The 18,885-nt window shown below is 66.1% G+C and carries 13 protein-coding genes; 9 read left to right on the top strand and 4 right to left on the bottom strand.

The annotated features are described in order from the left end of the window. Positions 1–180 precede the first annotated feature (180 nt). Positions 181–2,100: an HNH endonuclease signature motif containing protein gene (locus ACPJW8_RS01660; RefSeq protein ID WP_330187878.1), complete on the top strand. Its 1,920-nt coding sequence runs from the start codon at positions 181–183 to the stop codon at positions 2,098–2,100. 102 nt (positions 2,101–2,202) lie between these two features. On the opposite strand, the gene ACPJW8_RS01655 is transcribed toward ACPJW8_RS01660, so the two are convergent. After that, positions 2,203–3,084, bottom strand: a complete 882-nt coding sequence (locus tag ACPJW8_RS01655; RefSeq protein ID WP_330187879.1) for a putative protein N(5)-glutamine methyltransferase — start codon at positions 3,082–3,084, stop codon at positions 2,203–2,205. A gap of 386 nt (positions 3,085–3,470) precedes the next feature. On the opposite strand from ACPJW8_RS01655, the gene ACPJW8_RS01650 reads away from it, so the two are divergent. Continuing rightward, positions 3,471–4,520, top strand: a complete 1,050-nt coding sequence (locus tag ACPJW8_RS01650; protein ID WP_330187880.1) for a lactonase family protein — start codon at positions 3,471–3,473, stop codon at positions 4,518–4,520. A 147-nt stretch (positions 4,521–4,667) separates the two neighbouring features. Then, entirely contained in the window at positions 4,668–7,748 is a 3,081-nt protein-coding gene (locus ACPJW8_RS01645) for an alpha-amylase family glycosyl hydrolase (RefSeq protein WP_330194145.1), read from the top strand. A gap of 39 nt (positions 7,749–7,787) precedes the next feature. On the opposite strand, the gene idi is transcribed toward ACPJW8_RS01645, so the two are convergent. From idi to ACPJW8_RS01630, 3 genes are all read right to left on the bottom strand, one after another. Further along, entirely contained in the window at positions 7,788–8,336 is a 549-nt protein-coding gene (gene idi / locus ACPJW8_RS01640) for an isopentenyl-diphosphate Delta-isomerase (RefSeq protein WP_330187882.1), read from the bottom strand. Positions 8,337–8,430: 94 nt separating this feature from the next. Next, the gene (locus ACPJW8_RS01635) at positions 8,431–9,294 is read right to left on the bottom strand and encodes a sugar phosphate isomerase/epimerase family protein (RefSeq protein ID WP_425256397.1); all 864 of its coding nucleotides are present in this window, start codon (positions 9,292–9,294) and stop codon (positions 8,431–8,433) included. A 540-nt stretch (positions 9,295–9,834) separates the two neighbouring features. After that, positions 9,835–11,040 carry an ROK family transcriptional regulator gene (locus ACPJW8_RS01630; RefSeq protein WP_330187884.1) on the bottom strand — a complete coding sequence of 402 codons (1,206 nt, stop codon included), beginning with the start codon at positions 11,038–11,040 and terminating at the stop codon, positions 9,835–9,837. Positions 11,041–11,360: 320 nt separating this feature from the next. On the opposite strand from ACPJW8_RS01630, the gene ACPJW8_RS01625 reads away from it, so the two are divergent. Genes ACPJW8_RS01625 through ACPJW8_RS01600 form a run of 6 tightly spaced genes read left to right on the top strand, consistent with a single transcriptional unit; the run spans position 11,361 to position 18,528 of the window. Continuing rightward, entirely contained in the window at positions 11,361–12,581 is a 1,221-nt protein-coding gene (locus tag ACPJW8_RS01625; protein ID WP_330187885.1) for an inositol-3-phosphate synthase, read from the top strand. Continuing rightward, a complete protein-coding gene (locus ACPJW8_RS01620; RefSeq protein ID WP_330187886.1) occupies positions 12,578–13,534 on the top strand; it encodes an SCO3242 family prenyltransferase in 957 nt (318 codons plus the stop codon). The genes ACPJW8_RS01625 and ACPJW8_RS01620 overlap by 4 nt, the downstream gene beginning before the upstream one ends. Continuing rightward, positions 13,531–15,030, top strand: coding sequence for an EboA domain-containing protein (locus ACPJW8_RS01615; RefSeq protein WP_330187887.1), 1,500 nt, complete (start codon positions 13,531–13,533; stop codon positions 15,028–15,030). The genes ACPJW8_RS01620 and ACPJW8_RS01615 overlap by 4 nt, the downstream gene beginning before the upstream one ends. A 29-nt stretch (positions 15,031–15,059) precedes the next feature. Beyond that, positions 15,060–15,938, top strand: a complete 879-nt coding sequence (locus ACPJW8_RS01610; protein WP_330187888.1) for a TatD family hydrolase — start codon at positions 15,060–15,062, stop codon at positions 15,936–15,938. After that, complete coding sequence (gene eboE / locus ACPJW8_RS01605; RefSeq protein WP_330187889.1) at positions 15,938–17,110, top strand: metabolite traffic protein EboE; 1,173 nt, start codon at positions 15,938–15,940, stop codon at positions 17,108–17,110. The genes ACPJW8_RS01610 and eboE overlap by 1 nt, the downstream gene beginning before the upstream one ends. After that, positions 17,107–18,528 (top strand): nucleotide pyrophosphatase/phosphodiesterase family protein, encoded by a 1,422-nt coding sequence (locus ACPJW8_RS01600; RefSeq protein ID WP_330187890.1) that lies wholly within the window; start codon positions 17,107–17,109, stop codon positions 18,526–18,528. Before eboE ends, ACPJW8_RS01600 begins: the two co-directional genes overlap by 4 nt. Positions 18,529–18,885 lie beyond the last annotated feature (357 nt).

Here is an 18,885-nt window from a genome sequence, read left to right as displayed (position 1 = left end):
CAGACTGTTTCCATGGAAGCCATCGGGGACCCGTTCCAGGAGCACGGCGGTCCTTCCGCTGCGCCGGGTGTGCCCTCGGTTTCGCACCCCGCACGGGAACCGCGCCTTCCTTCCGGGTTGTCGGAGCCGCTTCCCGCCAGCTCATCCAGGAATGTCACACCCCCTTGGCAGACTGTTTCCATGGAAGCCATCGGGGACCCATCCCAGGAGCACGGCGGTCCTTCCGCTGCGCTGGGGAATGTGGTCTTGGTGCCTTTTTCCTCTGCGATGGAGTACGACGGCGGCTCGCACTACCAGCGGGAACCGCGCCTTCCGTCCGGGCCCACCTTGGAATCGGTGGCTACCGGCGCCGAAACGTACCTGGCTCGACTTGCTGAACTATCTGCGCTGTTTGCGAACATACCCGACGGCGACGCTCACTCTCCCCGAGAAATCACAGCGTGTTCAGACCCTGCCGAACCGGCTGATCTTGCCGGAGCCGCGGCCCTGGTCACGGCCGCCGCACTGACCGCACCGGATCACTTGGCACTGGCCGACTATGTTGAAGCGGCAGAGTTCGCCGCCCAGGTCGAGGAACTCTCCCGCACCGTGGACTACCTGCAGATCCTCGCCGCTGGCGCCGTGGACCGCACCCGAACCGCTGCCATCAGCAACGCCGCCACCCGGTCACTGACCAGCTCCCCCGCCAACTCCCCCGCGGACGACGGCTGCCGCAACACCGCCGAATTCCTCCGCATCCGCCTCAGAATCGGGATCACCGAAGCCCGCAGACGCCTCCACCTCGCCCACAACACCCAGCCCGCCACCACGATCACCGGCGACACCACACCCCCAGCACGCGAGCACCTCGCCACGGCGCTCACCCCCACCCCCGCTGACACCCCAGTCGACCCAGACAACCAGGACGAATCACCGGACACCACCCCGGCCGAGTCCTCCGCCTCCGCCGCGGCGCCACTGGTCTCGTCGCGGGCCGCGACCATCATCACCACCGTGCTCGAACGACTACGCCACCACACCACTGTCGAGAACCTGGACCAGATCGAAGAACACCTCACCCACACCGCCGCCACCGCTGACCCCGACTTCCTCGCCCGCGTCGCCCGCCGCTGCGCCGACACCATCGACGCCGACGGCACCGAACCCACCGAAGAAGCACTCCGCCACACCCAGGGCGCATTCATCCGCAAACCCCGCCACGGCCTCCACCACCTCGAAATCTTCGCCACCACCGAACAATTCGAACACCTCCAAACCGTCATGAACGTCGCAACCAACCCCAGGACCCACACCCCACCCACCGGAACAAACAGCGCGACAGACCTAGCTCAGGTGCAGGCACTGGCAGACAAGGCAGGCCAGGACGACGTAGGACCGGCCGGGACAGACCAGGACAGCGTCTGGCAGGAGAACACCGTGGACCTGGACCGGCGGACCCGCTCCCAAAAACAGCTCGACGGCATCATCTCCGCCGTTCAAGCCGCGCTCAGCACCAACACCCTGCCCACCACCGGCGGCAACCGACCCCAAATCCTCGCCACCATCAACCACCAGGACCTCTTGCCCGCCCCCGCACCACAGACCGGCATCGGCAACGGCAACACGGTAAACAACCGGGCCGGGTCAACCATCCGCGACGAGACCAGCAACAGGACGGGCACCGGGAACTTTGCGTTCAACGGTCCCGTCGCCGCGGCCACGCTGCGCAAACTCGCCTGCGACGCCGACATCATCCCCGCCGTCCTGGGCACCCACGGCGAAATCCTGGACCTCGGACGCAAAACCAGACTCTTCACCACAGCCCAACGCCTCGCCCTCACCGCCCGCGACCAAGGCTGCGCATTCCCCAACTGCACCATCCCCGCACCCTGGTGCGAAGCCCACCACATCACCTACTGGTCACACCAAGGACCCACCAACACCAATAACGGCGTCCTCCTCTGCTCACACCATCACCACCTCATCCACAAAGAACAATGGACCATCAACATCCACCACAACACCCCATGGTTCACACCCCCACGCCACATCGACCCCACCCAAAAACCCCAACAAAACCACTACTTCAAACCACCACCACCGCCCCATCGGCGGGAGTAGACCAGGATGCCGGGCATCATGGGACTCACCCAAAGCGCTCCCGGCACAAAAGCGGCGCGACTACACACGGCGAATAGCTTCAGGCTTCAAATTTGTGGTGTCTTATCCCGGCCAGGAGCCGACGACTACCGTGCCGTCCAACTCCCCTGATTGAACCGTCCTCGTGGAGAATCCGGCCGCGGCTAGTAGTTCTGCGGTTCGGGCAGCCTGACCGCCGCTGGTCTCTACGATGATGCAGCCACCAGGTTCGAGCCATTCAGGAGCTTCGGACGCAAGACGCCGGTGGAAATCGAGTCCATCCGTTCCCCCGTCCAGTGCCGCGTGCGACTCGTATTCGCGGGCTTCCGGAGGCATGGTGCTGATGGCTTCAGTCGGCACATATGGCGCATTGACCGCGAGTACCCTCACCCTGCCACGTAGGTGCGCAGGGAGTGCGGAGAAGAGGTCGCCCTGATGCACTTGGCCGCCAACCGGGACGATGTTCTTTCGGGCACAGGAAACAGCCGCCGGATCCACGTCCGCAGCATGCAATTCAATCCCGGCCACGCCGAAGGAAGGTTCCGTAACCCCTCCGGAACTGGCACCTACCGCGGCAGCCACGGCCGCCCCCACAGCGCCTGAACCACAGCAAAGGTCTACGACCACAGGCGGCAGGCCGGCGTCGTACCGCCCGCGGGAAGTTCCCGGCGCCAAGGAAGTTTGCAGCGCCGCCACGGCTTCCCGCACCAGGAGGCCGGTCCGCAAACGCGGCACGAAAACGCCGGGATCAACAGCAATACGCAGGCCACAAAACCCGGCCCAGCCCAGAAGGTGCTCCAACGGGATACCGGACATCCTGCGGAGTACGGCGTCGCCACGGTCGGCGGGCGAAGGGAAGGCGGACAGGAGCAACCTTGCTTCGTCCTCGGCAAAAACGCAGCCTGCGGATCGGAGGTTGGCCGCCACATGCTCGAACGCGGCGGCGAACGCCGAATCCGGCGCCACCGCAGTGAAAGGGACGGGGTGACTGGAACGAGCTGGGGCATTGTTGCGAGCCAGGCGGCTGGAAGGGACGGAACCGCTGGTCCGAGCTGGTCCGCTGCTAGGGACTGGGCCACTCGAAGCTACGGGGCCATTGGAAGAAACGGGGGCAGAAAAAGAGGGTGGAACTTCAGGAGCTGGCATACGAACGCCTTCCTCGGGAAACCCGGAGGCGCTCCACAGCGAACTAGGCCCGGCGGTACGGGCTGCAGCAAACGGAGACGCCCCACATATACGGGACTGCTGACACGGCCTTAATGGGACCCACCTCCTTCTGCATTGGCTGGAAAGACCATGCTAACTGACGCGAAACTAAGGCGTATGCGGCCGGAAATTGGCAGGATGGACCTATGACTCCTGCCTCAGAACGCGCAATCATTTGGACCGGAACCTACACGCCCGACGGCGGTGGCCGCGCGGAGGGCATCGGCGCGCTGGCCGCGCACAGCGACGGGACGCTGGAGTGGCTGGGCACGGCGGTGGCGGCAGACTCGCCGTCGTTCCTGGCCGTGCACCCAACGCTCCCCGTGGTTTACGCGGTTGCCGAGCAGCGTCGCAAGGTCCGGGCGTACCGTCGCGTCGGTGATTTTGGCCTGGAAGCGTTTGGTGAAGCCCAGCCCGCGGGCGAGGCCTCCTGCCATGTGGCGGTGGATCCGCAGGGTCGTTTTGCCGTGGCGTGCTGCTGGGGCGACGGCCAAGTGCTGCTCTACGAACTGGATAACGACGGCGGCCTGGCAGGGCGGTTCCCGGCGGCGCCGTCGGCGGATCCGCACCCGGGCGCCAGCGCGGAGGGCCACCGCCAAAGCCGCGCGCATGCAAGCCTGATGCTCGCCGACGGCCGCGTCATGACCACCGATCTGGGCCATGACAAGCTCCGCGTCTGGAACTACGTCCCGGGCCAGGGCCTGGTGGCTGACCACGAGGTAATCCTGCCGGCCGGCTCCGGGCCCCGCCACATGGTGCAGCACCCCACGGGCAGCGTCCTGGTGGTCACCGAATATTCGCTGGAGGTACTGGTGGTGGCAGCGGACGACGGCGGGACGTTCAGTCTTGTGAGTCAGGAACCTGCAACGTCTGGCGGCACCCTTCCGGGCGACTCGGGGGCGGAAATCTGCCTGGGGTCCGGCGGGAACTACGCCTACGTTGGAATCCGGGGATCCAACATCATCGGGGTCCTGGATGTGAGCCCGGACGGGTCCCGCGCAACCCCCAAACGGCATTACGCCAGCGGCGGCGACTGGCCACGGCACCACCTTGTCCGTGGCGACTGGCTATACGTGGCCCACGAACGTTCGGACGAGATCGCCACCTTCCGGCTGGATCCCGCAACCGGCCTGCCGGGGCCACGGGTGCAGCTGCTGGCCGTAGCTTCGCCCGTGGCACTGATCCCGGCGGAGTAGGGCCACTTCGCGACCTGATTGTTGTGCTGGCGCATTCGCATGCAAGCGCTTACACTTGTGAGCTGAGTCACAGGCGCATTTCTGTGTGCCTGTGACATCCATGCACAGACCCTGAGGCAACGTCGCTACCAGGAAGGCCCAGCCATCGTGTCATCCCGCACCCCCAAAAGATCCCCGATCCGCACCGCTTCCCGAACAACAGCCACCGGCTTATTAGCCACCATCCTGGCCGCCGCCGTGGCCGCGTCCACTGCAGTACTTCCCGCCCAGGCCGCGCCCGGCCCCAAAAGTCCGGAGTCGGCGTCGGGCCTTCATTCCCTGCGCGCACCGGTCACGGACGAGAACTTCTACTTTGTGATGGCGGACCGCTTCAGCAACGGCGACGCAGCCAATGACGACGGCGGCCTGGGCCCGGACCCCATGGTGTCCGGCTTCGACCCCACCCGGAAGGGCTTCTACAACGGCGGTGACCTCGCCGGCCTGCTGGACAAGATCGACTACATCCAGGGCCTGGGGACCACGTCCATCTGGCTGACCCCCAGCTTCAAGAACAAGGCGGTGCAGCCGGAGGACAACTCGGCCGGCTACCACGGCTACTGGATCACCGACTTCACCCAGATCGATCCCCACCTGGGCACCAATGACGAACTCAAGGCGCTGATCAACGAAGCCCACGCGCGTGGCATGAAGGTGTACTTCGACATCATCACCAACCACACGGCAGACGTGATCGGTTACGAGGAAGGTGCCCGGAAGGCCTACGTCTCCAAGGATGAGGCCCCGTACAAAACGGCGGACGGCGTGGTGTTCGACGATCGCGACTACGCAGGATCGGCCGGCTTCCCGGCCCTGGATCCGGCAACCAGCTTCCCCTACACACCCGTCCTGGACCCGGCCGAAGAGGACCTCAAGGTTCCCGGCTGGCTGAACGATCCCACGCTCTACCACAACCGCGGCGACACCACCTTTGTGGGCGAGGACGCCTATTACGGCGACTTCTTCGGCCTGGATGACCTCTTCACCGAACACCCCACGGTGGTGCAGGGCATGAAGGACATCTACAAGACGTGGATCGGCGACTTCGGCGTGGACGGCTTCCGGATCGACACCATGAAGCACGTCAACAACGAGTTCTGGCAGGACTTCGGCCCGGACGTCCTCAACTACGCCCACGAGCAGGGCAAGGACGAGTTCTTTATGTTCGGCGAGGTCTTCGACACCACCCAGAGCTTTACGTCGCAGTTCACCACCCGCAGCAAGATGCAGGCCGTGCTCGATTTCCCCTTCCAGGAAGCAGCCCGCAGTTTCGCGTCCAAGAGCCAGGACACCCGCGCACTGGAAACGTTCTTCGCCGGTGACGACTGGTACACGGACGCCGATTCGAACGTCTACCAGCTCCCCACGTTCCTGGGTAACCACGACATGGGCAGGATTGGCAGCTTCATCGCCGCAGACAATCCCGGCTCAACCGACGCCGAGCAGGTGGCCCGGGACCAGCTGGCCCACGAGCTGATGTACTTCTCGCGCGGCAACCCCGTGATCTACTACGGCGACGAGCAGGGCTTCACCGGCCCCGGCGGTGACCAGGATGCCCGGCAGACATTGTTCGCCAGCCAGGTTCCGGAGTACCTCGATGACAACCTCATCGGCACCGATGCCACGCACGCCACCGACAACTTCAACCAGGACCACCCGCTGTACGCCAAGATCAGCGAACTCGCCGCCCTCACCAAGGAGCACCCGGCCCTGCGCGACGGCGCCCACCAGCACCGCCACGCCTCCGACGGCCCGGGCATCTACGCCTTCTCCCGCACGGATGCCCAGGACCAGCGCGAGTACGTGGTGGCACTGAACAACAGCGAAGAACCACAGACCGCAGAGGTTCCTACGTACATTGCCAAGCGCAACTACACGTTGATCTACGGTGATCCCGCGGCATCCGCAGTGGAGGCCAAAACGTCCGACGCCGGCAACCTCACCGTCACGGTTCCGCCGTTGTCCGCCGTGGTGTACCAGTCCTCCGGCCGCATCCCGGCGTCCAAGGCGGCGCCCGCCGTCGAACTCCAGGACCCTGCCCCGGCCGCCGGTGATAACGGACGCCTCCAGGTGACGGCCGACGTCGACGGTGCTTCGTTCTACGAGGTCACCTTCGAAGCCAGGGCAGCAGGCGGCGGCTGGGAACCGATCGGCACCGACGACACCGCTCCGTACCAGGTGTTCCACGATGTAGCCGCGCTGGATGCCGGCACCGCCGTCGAGTACCGCGCCACAGTCCTGGACAACCGTGGCCACACTTCCGTCAGCCAGGTCCGCAGCGGAGTTGTGCCGGCAACGGTCCTGACCATGCAGACGCCTGAAGAGGGCAGCAGCGTGGACGGATCAGTCACGGTCAGCGCCACGGCAGACCCCGAAAAGGCCAGCCACGTGGTGTCCTTCGAGCGCAGCGTCTCCGGAGGCGAATGGACGCCGATCGGCTCCGACGATTCCTCGCCCGTGTACTCGGTGACCGATGACGTCGCCGCCCTGGCCCTTGAGGACGGGACGCAGATCCAGTACCGCGCGCTGATGAGCGGGCCCGGTTTCAACGTGGCCAGCGAACCGCGCACCGTAGTGGTGGGCGAGGCGCCGCAGCCGGATTCGGTCACGGTGGCGGGCGACCTGAACGCACTGATGGGTTGTGGCGCGTGGGATCCCGCGTGCCCGCAGGCCATGATGGTGCTGGACCCGGCGGACAAGATCTGGCGGCTCACCGTTGACCTGCCCGCCGGCCAGTACCAGTTCAAGGCCGCCCTGAACGGCGGCTGGGACGAGAACTACGGCGCGGGCGGCGACTTCAACGGCGCCAACATCGTCCTGGACCACCCTGGCGGACCCGTCACGTTCCGGTACGACAACAGCACCCACCTGCTCAGCACCGTCTACGCATCCCAGCAGCCGCAAAGCGTCACCGTGGCGGGCAGCCTGAACTCGGAGATGGGCTGCGCCGGCGACTGGATGCCGGACTGCACCCAGGCGTTTATGACCCTGGACCAGACTGACCTGGTGTGGAAGAAGACGGTTGACCTGCCGGCGGGCTCCTACGAGTTCAAGGCGGCGCTGAACGGCTCCTGGACCGAGAACTACGGTGCGGGCGGGGTCTCCAACGGCGGCAACATCACGTTGGCGCACGACGGCGGACCTGTCACCTTCCGGTACGACCACTTCACTCACCTGATCACGGCGGGCTGACCGGCCGGGAAGACGGGCAGTTTTTAGGGTTCCTTCTCCTTAAGGTTCCGGGTCCTTGTGCTGCAGCTCATCCAGTTCCAACTGCTTGAGCTGCAGCACAAGCCAGGGACTGAACGCCCACGGGGCGGCCGCTGCCGCCGTCGCGAGTCCTGAAACCGGCACCCACTGGAAGTCGCACACTTCGGACTCCCTGGGGATCACGCCGTCGGACGTTGTGGCTGTGTAGACGGGGCAGACCTCGTTCTCCACGATCCCGCCAGCGTCCACGGCACGGTACCGGAAATCTGGCAGCCGGAGCTCCACCCCGGAAATTTCGATGCCCAGTTCCCACCGGGCCCGGCGCCGGAGCGCCTCAACCACGTCCTCCCCCGGTGCAGGGTGTCCGCAGAAGGAGTTGGTCCAGACTCCGGGCCAAGCGATTTTGGACAGCGCGCGCCGGGTAACCAGCACCCGGCCCTGACTATCGAAGACGTAACAGGAAAACGCCAGGTGCAACGGGGTGTCCAGGTGATGGACCTCGTGCTTTGGTGCGGTCCCGCACGGCTGGCCGTTCGGATCCAGGAGGACCACCAGCTCTACATCTGACATAACCAATCCACTTCCACCCATGCAAAAGCCGGGCCCTCACCAGGACACTTCCTGGGAACAGCCCGGCTTTTGCGTACTGTGTGAGCCTGTCAGCCTAGTAGCGGACTGCCCGCAGGTAGTTGCAGCCTACCTCCGCCGTCTGCAGCGGGGTGACGTCAGGCTGGTCGTTCTCCACGATGTACTCCTTCGGGGTGTGCGCCGCGAAGATGCGGGAGAAGTCGATGGTGCCGGTTCCAAGGTCAGCGAAGCCACCTGCGGCGTCGCGGTCCTTGACGTGGTACTGCAGGGTCTGCTGGGGAGCCTGCGCAATGGTGTCGATGGCGAACTGGATGGGATCAGCCGCACCTACGCCCACACCACCGGTAACTGCCCAGTAGAGGTCAACCTCGAGGTGGACCAGCTTGGGATCAAGCCGGCTGGTGAAGATGTCCCACGGGGTGAGCCCGCCGCCAAGGTCAGTAGTGAACTCGTGGGCGTGGTTGTGGTACCCGTACTTCAGCCCGGATTCGCGGGCAGCAGCGGCCTCTACGTTCATCTGGTCAGCCCACCGGCGCCAGTCATCCGCGGAGCTGGAGACGAGGTACGGCACGTTGATGTGGGTTTGGCCGAGCGTGACGGCGTTGGCCAGCTTGGTCTCCAGTGCGGCCGGAGTGGAGCTGATTCCGTCGTGGCTGGAGGAGGGCGTGATGCCGAGCGAATCAAGCGTGGCGCGCATCGACTCCGCGGTGCGTCCGTACAGGCCGGCAAGCTCAACCTTTGTGTAGCCATAGCCGGCGAGGCTGGCCAGCGTGGCATCGATGCCTTCATTACGCATGATGGAGCGAAGTGTGTAGAGCTGGATGCTGATGAGTCCCGGGGCTACGCGGCGGCAGTCAACAGTCTCACCGGAGGATGCTGGAGCCGCAAAAGCTGCCGCTCCACCAAGGCCGGCGAGGCCTACGCCCACGCCTGCTGCCATGGCTCCCCTCAGGAAGTTGCGGCGATCGACCCCCTTCTCCTCCAATGAACGACGAAGGGCACCTGGGGCATTAAATCCGAAGCACATGATGTTGCCTTTCCTGGCAGTGGATGCGTGCCATCACCGACTTTGGTGGTGGATGCATACGAAGCTGCAACGCAGCGGGATGTACGGGCCTTTGCGGCAGTCAGACCACGGCCGAGCGGCATCGCTGCCCACGGTTGGTTGCTTCACACGCAGCCTCTTCACTGCGCGCTCCGCGCCCCACCGTTGCCGTCGATCAAGAACTGCGCAATGGGGGCAGGAATCCATGGTGCAGGTCTGATGCACGCTTTCGCTGACATGAATTCCCTGGTTCCACGCGCCTTTCTCACACCTGAAACCCAGACCGAAAGCGTTTGCCTTCAGTCTGGCCAGCCGCCGATGGCACCTTCCGAACTGGTGTGCCGCCGTCGACCGGCTTTCTATTTTGAGACTAATCCGGGCTTTTGTTGCCTGTCAAGCAAAAGTCGTCGGCAAGTTACAAAAGGCTGATAGGCCCTAGCCGACAGCGCCCGAGAGGCCCATGACCATGGCATCGATGCGCTGGGGCGACATGGCGTGGTGGATGGCCAGCATGCTGGCGCCCAGCACACCGGCATCCAGGCCTGAGCTGGACTGGACGATCTGCAGGTGCTGGGTGGCCAGCGGAATGGTGCGCGAGTACACAACTTCGCGGATGCCGGCGATGAAGTGCTCGCCCGTCAAAGCCATGGAGCCGCCGATGACGATCACGGACGGGTTGATCAGGCTGACGCACGCGGACAGCACCTCACCCACGTCCCGTCCGGCTTGGCGTACTGCGTGAACGGCCTCGGTGCTGCCGGCACCAACCAGCCGCACCACGTCTTCACTCGTGTTCGCTTCCAGGCCCAGGGCCCGCAGCTTGGACGCCACCGCCGGGCCGGAAGCCACCGCCTCAAGGCAATCCTTGTTGCCGCAATGGCACGGAACCCCGCCGCCGTTGTGCACCCGGATGTGCCCGATATCGCCGGCAACGCCGTCAGCGCCGCGCTGCAGCATGCCGCTGGAGACGATGCCCGAGCCAATGCCGGTTGCCACCTTCACGAAGATCAGATCGTCCACGTTGGGCCAGGCAACATTGCGTTCGCCCAGGGCCATGATGTTGACGTCGTTGTCCACGAGTACCGGGACGTGGAAGTGCTCCTGGAGGTAGCCCGGGACGTCAAAACCGTTCCAGCCCGGCATGATGGGCGGGTTGATGGGCCGGCCGGTCCTGTGTTCCACCGGGCCGGGCAGGCCGATGCCGATGGCCAGGAGGTCCGTCATGGCCCGGCCCGAATCCTTGAGGAGTTCCGTGGCCATCTCCACCACAGCCTGCAGGACCACGTCCGGCCCCTGGGTCACTTCGATGGTGCGCCCGGCCTCGCGCAGGCGGTGGCCCGTCAGGTCTGTCACAGCGACGCGCAAGTGGGACGCCCCGATGTCAGCGCCCAGCACAACCTTGCTGCCGGCCTTGAGCGCGATGCGGGAGGAGGGCCGGCCGCCGGTGGAGACGGCATCGTCAACGAATCCCACCAGCCCCAGTTCCATCAGCGCCTCAATGCGCAGGGTAATGGTGGACCGGGCCAGGCCCATCTGCTCCGCCAGCTCTGTACGCGTGCGGGGCCGCCCGTCCCGGAGGATTTGGAACAACTCGCTCGCTCCGGAGGTACCCAAACCATTAAAGCTACTTATGTCACTCATCGACTAATTACAGCACACCTTTCGACGAAACGCTCGGTCACAGGCTTGCGCATCAACGGGTGCCATGTTTGGGCCCACGTGGCGCCGGATCCGGGCCTAGAGCCGCCGGCGGTGCGGGCAATCCGCATAAGCGCGGGATGAATCGCTCTAACACACCAACTTCAGCACGTCCATATATCGACAGTCGAAATACATTCGTTGTTTGTCGTCATTACTCGTGCTACGTTCAGGTGTGATCGGCGTCTCGCGCTACAGCAACCGTTTTCCGACGGCCAAGGCAGCGACCCGGCCACACGCATCATCACTTCAAGGAGGAAGCTTTGATCAAGGACACCCGGGCACATTCGACCCCGCAGGCCTTCGGCAGGACGGGCATTTGGCTCATCGGAGCACGCGGGTCCGTGGCAACCACCGCCGCGGTAGGCCTGGCCGCCATTTCAGGCGGACTGGCCAGCTCCACCGGATGCGTCACGGAGCAGGAGTCCTTCACCGGCGTCGAACTCCCCCGCTTCACTGACCTGGTGCTGGGCGGCCACGACATCAGCAACGTCTGCATGGCCAAGCGGGCCGAAGCGCTGGTTGAATCCGGCATGCTGCCGCTGCACCTGGTCGAATCCGTGCGCGCCCAACTGGTGGAGGCAGACGGCCGCGTGCGCCCCGGCTACGATCCCGCCCAGGAATCCCAGTCGCAGGCGGCCGTGGCGCGCAGGCTGGCCCAGGACATCACCGACTTCAAGGAGTCCAACTGCCTGGACCGCGTCATCGTCCTGGATGTGGCTTCCACCGAACCTCCGGTCCAGGCTCTCCCGGAATACTCCAACGTGGACCTGCTCCTCGCGGCACTCGAGGACCCGGAACGCGCCATCCTCCCGCCCAGCTCCGTGGGCGCCTATGCGGCCGTCCTGGCGGGCTCGCCATATGTGTGCTTCACGCCTTCCACGGCCCTGAACCTCCCGGCGCTGCGCGAACTCGCAGCCCAGGCCGGGATTCCTACAGCCGGGCAGGACGGAAAAACCGGCCAGACCTGGCTCCGGTCCGTGTTGGCCCCCGCCTTCGCCGCCCGCGGGCTCCGGGTCCTGTCGTGGGCAGGAACCAACCTGCTGGGCGGCGGCGATGGCGCAACGCTCGCGGATCCGCAGGCTGTGGCCGGGAAGCTGCAGTCGAAGAACCGCGGGCTCCAGGAGCTGACCGGGGGCGCCGTCACCCCGCTGCACATCGACAACGTCCAGGACCTCGGCGAGACCAAGGTGGCCTGGGACCACATCAACGTGGAGGGTTTCCTGGGCTCGCGCCTCACCCTGCAGACCACCTGGAGTGCCTACGACTCCATGCTGGCCGCACCCATGGTGCTGGACCTGGCCCGGCTGATGGCCCTGGCCCACGCGGCAGGCGAAGAAGGCCACCTGGGCGCGCTGGGATTCTTCTTCAAGGACCCCTGGGGCAGCGACGAGCACTCCTTCGCCGGCCAGACCCGGAACCTCGTGGAATGGGCCCAGGCGGCAACCTCCAGGATCACCGCCGGAGGCCTGGATCAGCAGTGAGCCGTACTACCAGCTACCTTGAGCTCGTCCGCGCGCCGGCTGTGCTGACCGTCCTCGGCGACACGCTGGCGGGCGGTTCCGCCGCCGGGCATTCGCTCGGCGGCCGCCGGATGGCCTTGCCCCTGGCCAGCGCCTGCCTGTACGCGGGCGGCATGGCGCTGAACGATTACGCGGACCGTGACGTCGATTCCCGCGAGCGCCCCGAACGGCCCATTCCGTCCGGGAGGATCAGCCCGCGCAACGCACTCACCGCCGCGTCCGTATTAACGGTGGCGGGTCTTGGTCTCAGCGCCGCGGGCGGCGGGAGGCCCGCACTGGCCGTGGGACTTCCGCTGGCGGCGGCCATCTGGAGCTATGACCTCCTGGCCAAAAACCACGCAATCTCCGGCCCGCTCACCATGGGCGCCTGCCGGGCACTGGACGTCCTGATGGGCGCCGGGTCCGGCAACCTTCGCCCCGCCCTGGGCACCGCAGGCATCATGGGCGGGCACACCGTGGCCGTGACCCTCCTGTCGCGCGGGGAAGTTAACGGAACCACGACGACGACGACGGCCGGCACTGTTGCTGCAGGAACCGCCGTGCTGGCCGGCGCCGTTGTGGCCGGCTCCGGGATTATCGGCGGAACCGGTTCCGCGGGCAGGGGCCAAACGGAGTTCGCGGGCGTCCCGTTGGCCGGTTCCGCCGGTGCGCGCCTGCAGGTCCTTGCCGTGCTGGCAGCGACTGCCGCCTACGCCATCAGGTGCGCCCCGGCCCAGGTGAAGGCGGCCCGCCAGCCGGTGGCGAAAAACGCGCTCGACGCCACGAAGGCAGGCATCCGGGCCATGGTCCCCCTGCAGGCGGCGCTCACGCTGCGCCAGGGCAACCTGGCCGCGGCCACCGTGCTGGCGTCGGTGGACCTGGCCGGCAAGCTCCTGCGTTCCCGTCCCAAGAGTTCAAGGATCAGCGAGTCATGACACCAGCTCCATCGCCGGAAGGCATGCCGTTCAGCCTGGGCTACGGCACCAACGGTTTCACCGACCACCCACTGCCCGTGGCCCTGGAACTGATGGCCGAGCAGGGCTACAACGCCGTGGCACTGACCCTGGGCCACCCGCACCTGGATCCGTTTGCCGAGGACCTTGACCAACAGCTTCGGTCCCTCCGCGCCCGGCTGGATGAACTTGGCTTCCGGGTGGTCATTGAAACGGGCACCCGCTTCCTGCTGGATCCCCGCCGCAAGCACAGCCCCGCGCTGGTTGATGAAGAGGCAGCCGTCCGTGTGGCCTTCCTGCAACGGGCCGTGGACATCGCGGCCGCCCTGGATGCGGAGTGCGTCTCCTTCTTCTCCGGGAACCTGCCGGAGGGCACGGACCCTGAAACGGGATGGCACCGGCTCACCTCGCGGGTTGCGGAGCTGGTTGGCTACGCCCGCTCCCGGAACGTCACGCTGTCCGTGGAGCCTGAGCCGGGCATGCTGGTTGAGACGGTGGCGGATGTGCTCCGGCTTCGGGCGGAACTGGGCGAGCCGGAGAACCTGCGGGTCACGGCGGATATTGGCCACTGCGTGGTGGTGGAACCGGGCGGCGTGCGCGGTGCGCTGCTGGAGGCGGGGCCCCTGCTGGCCAACGTCCAGCTCGATGACATGCTCCCCCACGCCCACGAACACCTGCCGTTCGGCGACGGGATTGTCGATGTGCCGCTTGCCCTGGCCACCCTGGCCGAGCTGGGCTACCGGGGTGTTGCCGCCGTCGAGCTTCCCCGGCATTCCTATGACGCCCCGGGTCTGGCCGCGCGCAGCATGGCCGCCCTTCGCCGCGGCTGGGAACAATCGGCACCCTTGCGGGAATCCAGCAGCTGGCTGCGGGAAAGTTCGACGGCGGTCGCGGCCGATCCCGCCAGCCTCGCCACTGTCTTCGCTACAGCGGGCAGGCGTGTGGGTCGGGGACCGCTCCGTCCTGACGTTGACCCGTCCGGCGTCCTGTTCGGAACCGTCAGCGACCACGCCCGCGGCCAGCTGGTGGGCCGGTTGCCGGAATGCCTGGCCCCGGAGGAACTGGCCGAAGCCCTGTTGAACCTTTACAACGGCGGGGACTCCGCCGAACGCCGCGGCGTGCTGCGGGGATTGGGAACCCTGGCGGCCAACGCGCCCGGGTTGCCTGCCGCCGTCGTGGGTGTTGGGCTCGGCCTCACCAAGGAAGCCCTGCGGACCAACGAAAGCGGCGTGGTGGCTGCGGCCATGGGTCCGTTCGCCGCCGCCCACCTGGACCAGCACAACTGGCGCCATGCAGTGCTGAAGCTGGTGTTCATGGGGATCAGCCTGGATGCGGTCACGGACCTCAGCGAGCGGGCCGATGATGAGCTGGCCCGGATGGCCGGTGACTTCGCAGCCGAACGCACTGCGGCAGGCCGCCCGGTTCCCGATGACGTCCACAGGCTCCAACCCGCCTCCGCACACTCCACCACGTCCTAGATTTCCACTCTGTATTAAGGGAAGGCCCCATGCGCATTTTCGATCCGCACATCCACATGACCAGCCGCACCACCAACGACTACGAGGCCATGTATGCCAGCGGTGTGCGCGCCCTGGTTGAGCCGTCCTTCTGGCTGGGGCAGCCGCGCACCAACGTGGGCTCCTTCATTGACTACTTCGACGCGCTGCTGGGCTGGGAACGGTTCCGCGCGGCCCAGTTCGGCATCCGGCACCACGCCACGATCGCCCTCAACCCCAAGGAAGCGAACGATCCCCGCTGCATCCCGGTGCTGGAGGAGATTCCGCGGTACCTGGTGAAGGAGGGCGTGGTGGCCGTGGGCGAGATCGGCTACGACTCCATGACCCCGGCCGAGGACCAGGCCTTCAGCAGGCAGCTGGAACTTGCGCGGGAGTATGAGCTGCCCGCCATGGTCCACACCCCCCACCGGGAGAAGCTGGCCGGCACCCGCAGGACGCTGGACGTCGTCAGGGAGTCCGGGATTGCGCCCGGCATGGTGGTGGTTGACCACCTCAACGAGACGAATGTGGAGATGGTCAAGGACGCCGGCGCCTGGATGGGCTTCTCCATCTACCCGGACACCAAAATGGATGAGCAGCGTATGGTGGCCATCCTCCGCCGCTACGGAACCGAGCGGGTGCTGGTGAACTCCGCCGCCGATTGGGGCAGGTCAGATCCGCTGAAAACCTCCAGCACGGCCTGCGCCATGCTGGACGCCGGCTTCACCGCTGACGACGTCGACCAGGTGCTCTGGCGGAACCCGGTGGAGTTCTACGGCCAAAGCGGCCAGCTCATCCTGGACCCGGTTCCCGGTTTTGACGCCGGTGAGCTGCCCGATTCGGCGGCCGGCTTCGAAGGCAACTCGGTCCTGCGGGGTGCGAGGGTCTGATGCTCCTTTCCTACTGCACTAACGTCCACCCTGCAGAAGATTTCGACGGCGTCATCCGCCAGCTGCGCGAGTACGCCGGCCCCATCCGGCGTACTGCCGCCCGGGACATCCTGGGCGTGGGCTTGTGGCTGCCGGCGAACCTTGCCCGCCAGCTGGCCGGCAACGCTGAAGACCGGCAGGCCCTCCGCGAGGTCCTGGACGAGGAAGGGCTGCAGCTGCACACCATCAACGCCTTCCCCTACGGCGGCTTCCACAACGAGGTGGTCAAGCTGGAGGTGTACAAGCCCACATGGGCACAACGCGAGCGCCTCGAGTACACCATGGACTGCGCGGAAGTGCTGGCCGCCTTCCTGCCGGAGGGCACCGCAGGCTCCATTTCCACGCTGCCACTGGCCTGGCGGGAACCGTGGAGCCAGCAGGACGACGACGCCGCCACGTCAGCGTTTGCCGAGCTCAGCTCCCGTTTGCGGCAGCTGCGGGAACGGACGGGCAAAACTGTACGCATCGCCGTCGAACCTGAACCGGGGTGTGTGCTGGATACGGTCGCCGACGTCGTCACCTGGCTGGGTGCACGCATCCCCCGGGGCATCGATCCGGAGTTTGTGGGCCTGTGCGTCGACACCTGCCACCTTGCGGTGTCCTTCGCGGACCCGGCAGGCGCTGTCCGGCAGATTGACGCGGCGGGCCTGCGGATCGTGAAGGTGCAGGCCTCGGCGGCGCTGCACGTCACCGACCCTGCCGAGCCGGCTGCCCGCGAGGCCCTGGCCGCCTTCGTTGAACCCCGGTACCTCCACCAGGTGCGGGAATCCCAGGGCGCCGGCGTCATTGCCGCGGACGATCTCTCCGACGCGCTGGCTGATCTGCCCGGGCAGGATCCGTGGCGGGTCCACTTCCACATCCCGCTGCACCACGTTCCCCAGGCACCGCTGGAAACCACCGTGGACGTCCTGCGGCGCACCGTGGCGGAGATCGAGGGGCTGGCCTACGCACCGGAGGTCCACCTGGATATTGAGACCTATACCTGGAGTGTGCTGCCCGGGGCGTCCGTGGGGATTACGGACGGGATTGCCGCAGAGATCGCCTGGGCGGAAGCGAACCTGTTGGGCGCATCAGCCTCTGCAGCGGCTTCGGCATCGGCGCCGGTACCGCCAGCGGTACGGGGCGCATCGTGAAACCCGTGCTCCTGCTGGACGTGGTTGGCCTGACCGCGAAGGCCCTGACCCAGATGCCGCGGCTCCAGCGGCTGGCGTCCCAGGGCTGGTCCTCCGAACTCGCCACTGTGCTTCCGGCGGTCACGTGCTCCGTGCAGGCCACCATGCTGACAGGCCTGGCGCCCGCGCAGCACGGGATCGTGGGCAACGGCTGGTACTTCCGGGAACTGGGCGACATCTTCCTGTGGCGCCAGCACAACAAGCTGGTCTCCGGCGAGAACATCTGGGAAACGGCCCGCCGCCAGCAACCGGGGTACCGGGCCGGCAACATCTGCTGGTGGTACGCCATGGGCATGAGCACGGAAATCACCGTGACGCCACGGCCCATCTACCACGCGGACGGCCGCAAATCACCGGACGCCTACATCCGGCCGCCGGAACTGCACCAGGAGCTGGTGTCCGGCTACGGTGACTTCCCGCTCTTCCAGTACTGGGGCCCGACGGCGGCCATCGCCTCGAGCGAATGGATCGTCAATTCCACCCGCCACGTGATGCGGAACCAGGCGCCGGAGCTGGTGATGGCCTACCTCCCCCACCTGGACTACGACCTCCAGCGGTTCGGGCCGGCTTCGCCGCAGGCTGCCCAGGCGGCAGCCGACCTGGACCGCACCCTGGCGCCGCTGCTGGATGAGGCAGAATCCCTGGGTTACTCCGTTATTGCCGTGGCCGAATACGGGATCGAGGAAGCCCACACGCCGGTGGACATCAACCGCGTCCTCCGGCGGGAGGGCCTCCTGGAGGTCTATGTGCAGGACGGCCGGGAGCAGCTTGATCCCTGGACTTCACGGGCGTTTGCTGTAGCGGATCACCAGGTGGCGCACGTGTACGTGGCCGACCCGTCCGACGTCGAACGCGTGGCGGCGGTTCTTCGCGGCACCCCGGGCGTGGACGAGGTCCTGGACCGGGAAGCGCAGGGACGCTACGGGCTGGACCACGAAAGGTCCGGCGAGCTTGTGGTCACCGCGGAGCCCGGCGCCTGGTTCACCTACTACTTCTGGCTGGACGATGCCCGTGCTCCCGAGTACGCCCGGGGCGTGGACATCCACCGGAAGCCGGGCTACGACCCCGCGGAGCTCTTTTTCAACCCGGCGGACAGGCTGGCAAAGGCCAAGGCCGGGCTGAACCTGGTCAAGAAGAAGCTGGGCCTGCGGTACGCCATGAGCACAGTGCCGCTTGATCCAACGCACGTGCGGGGCACGCATGGCCGGCTGCCGGATTCGGCGGCCGGAACGCCACTGATTATCGGCTCGGACCACCGGGTCCCATCCTCGGTGGAGGCACTGCTTGCCAAGGGCCGCCAGGTGCCTGCTGCGGCCGTGAAGGACCTGGTCCTCCAGACGCAGGGCATAGGAGCCAACGTAGCTTCAAGCCTGCTTTAGAGTTTCATACAACAAATCTTCAAACAGCCCACTAACCCGCTGAGTGGCTATTTCCTGCGCTTTTTCTGCCCGAGTCTGTTGTAGGTGATCCAAATTATTCCGACTTTGTTTTCTGAAACCACTAGCGAAATGACAACTCCTCCATTAGCGTTCACAGGGACCCCAACTGACTCGCAGATAACGCACTCAACCCGCGTTTTCGGTGCGTCAACTGCCAGTCAGATGACTCCGGCTGGCCGGTTCCCCAACCTCGGGTTCCCTCAACGACGAGAAGAAAGTAAACGATGACAGTCAATCGACACGGGATCGCGCAAGCGTCCGGGCATGCAGCAGATGCCATCAGAGTTTCCAAGGGGC

Origin of the sequence: Pseudarthrobacter sp. J47, assembly GCF_049810315.1 — a bacterium.
GTDB lineage: Bacteria > Actinomycetota > Actinomycetes > Actinomycetales > Micrococcaceae > Arthrobacter.
The sequence above is the reverse complement of the archived record's forward strand: the minus strand, read 5'-3'. Positions and strand labels throughout refer to the sequence as shown.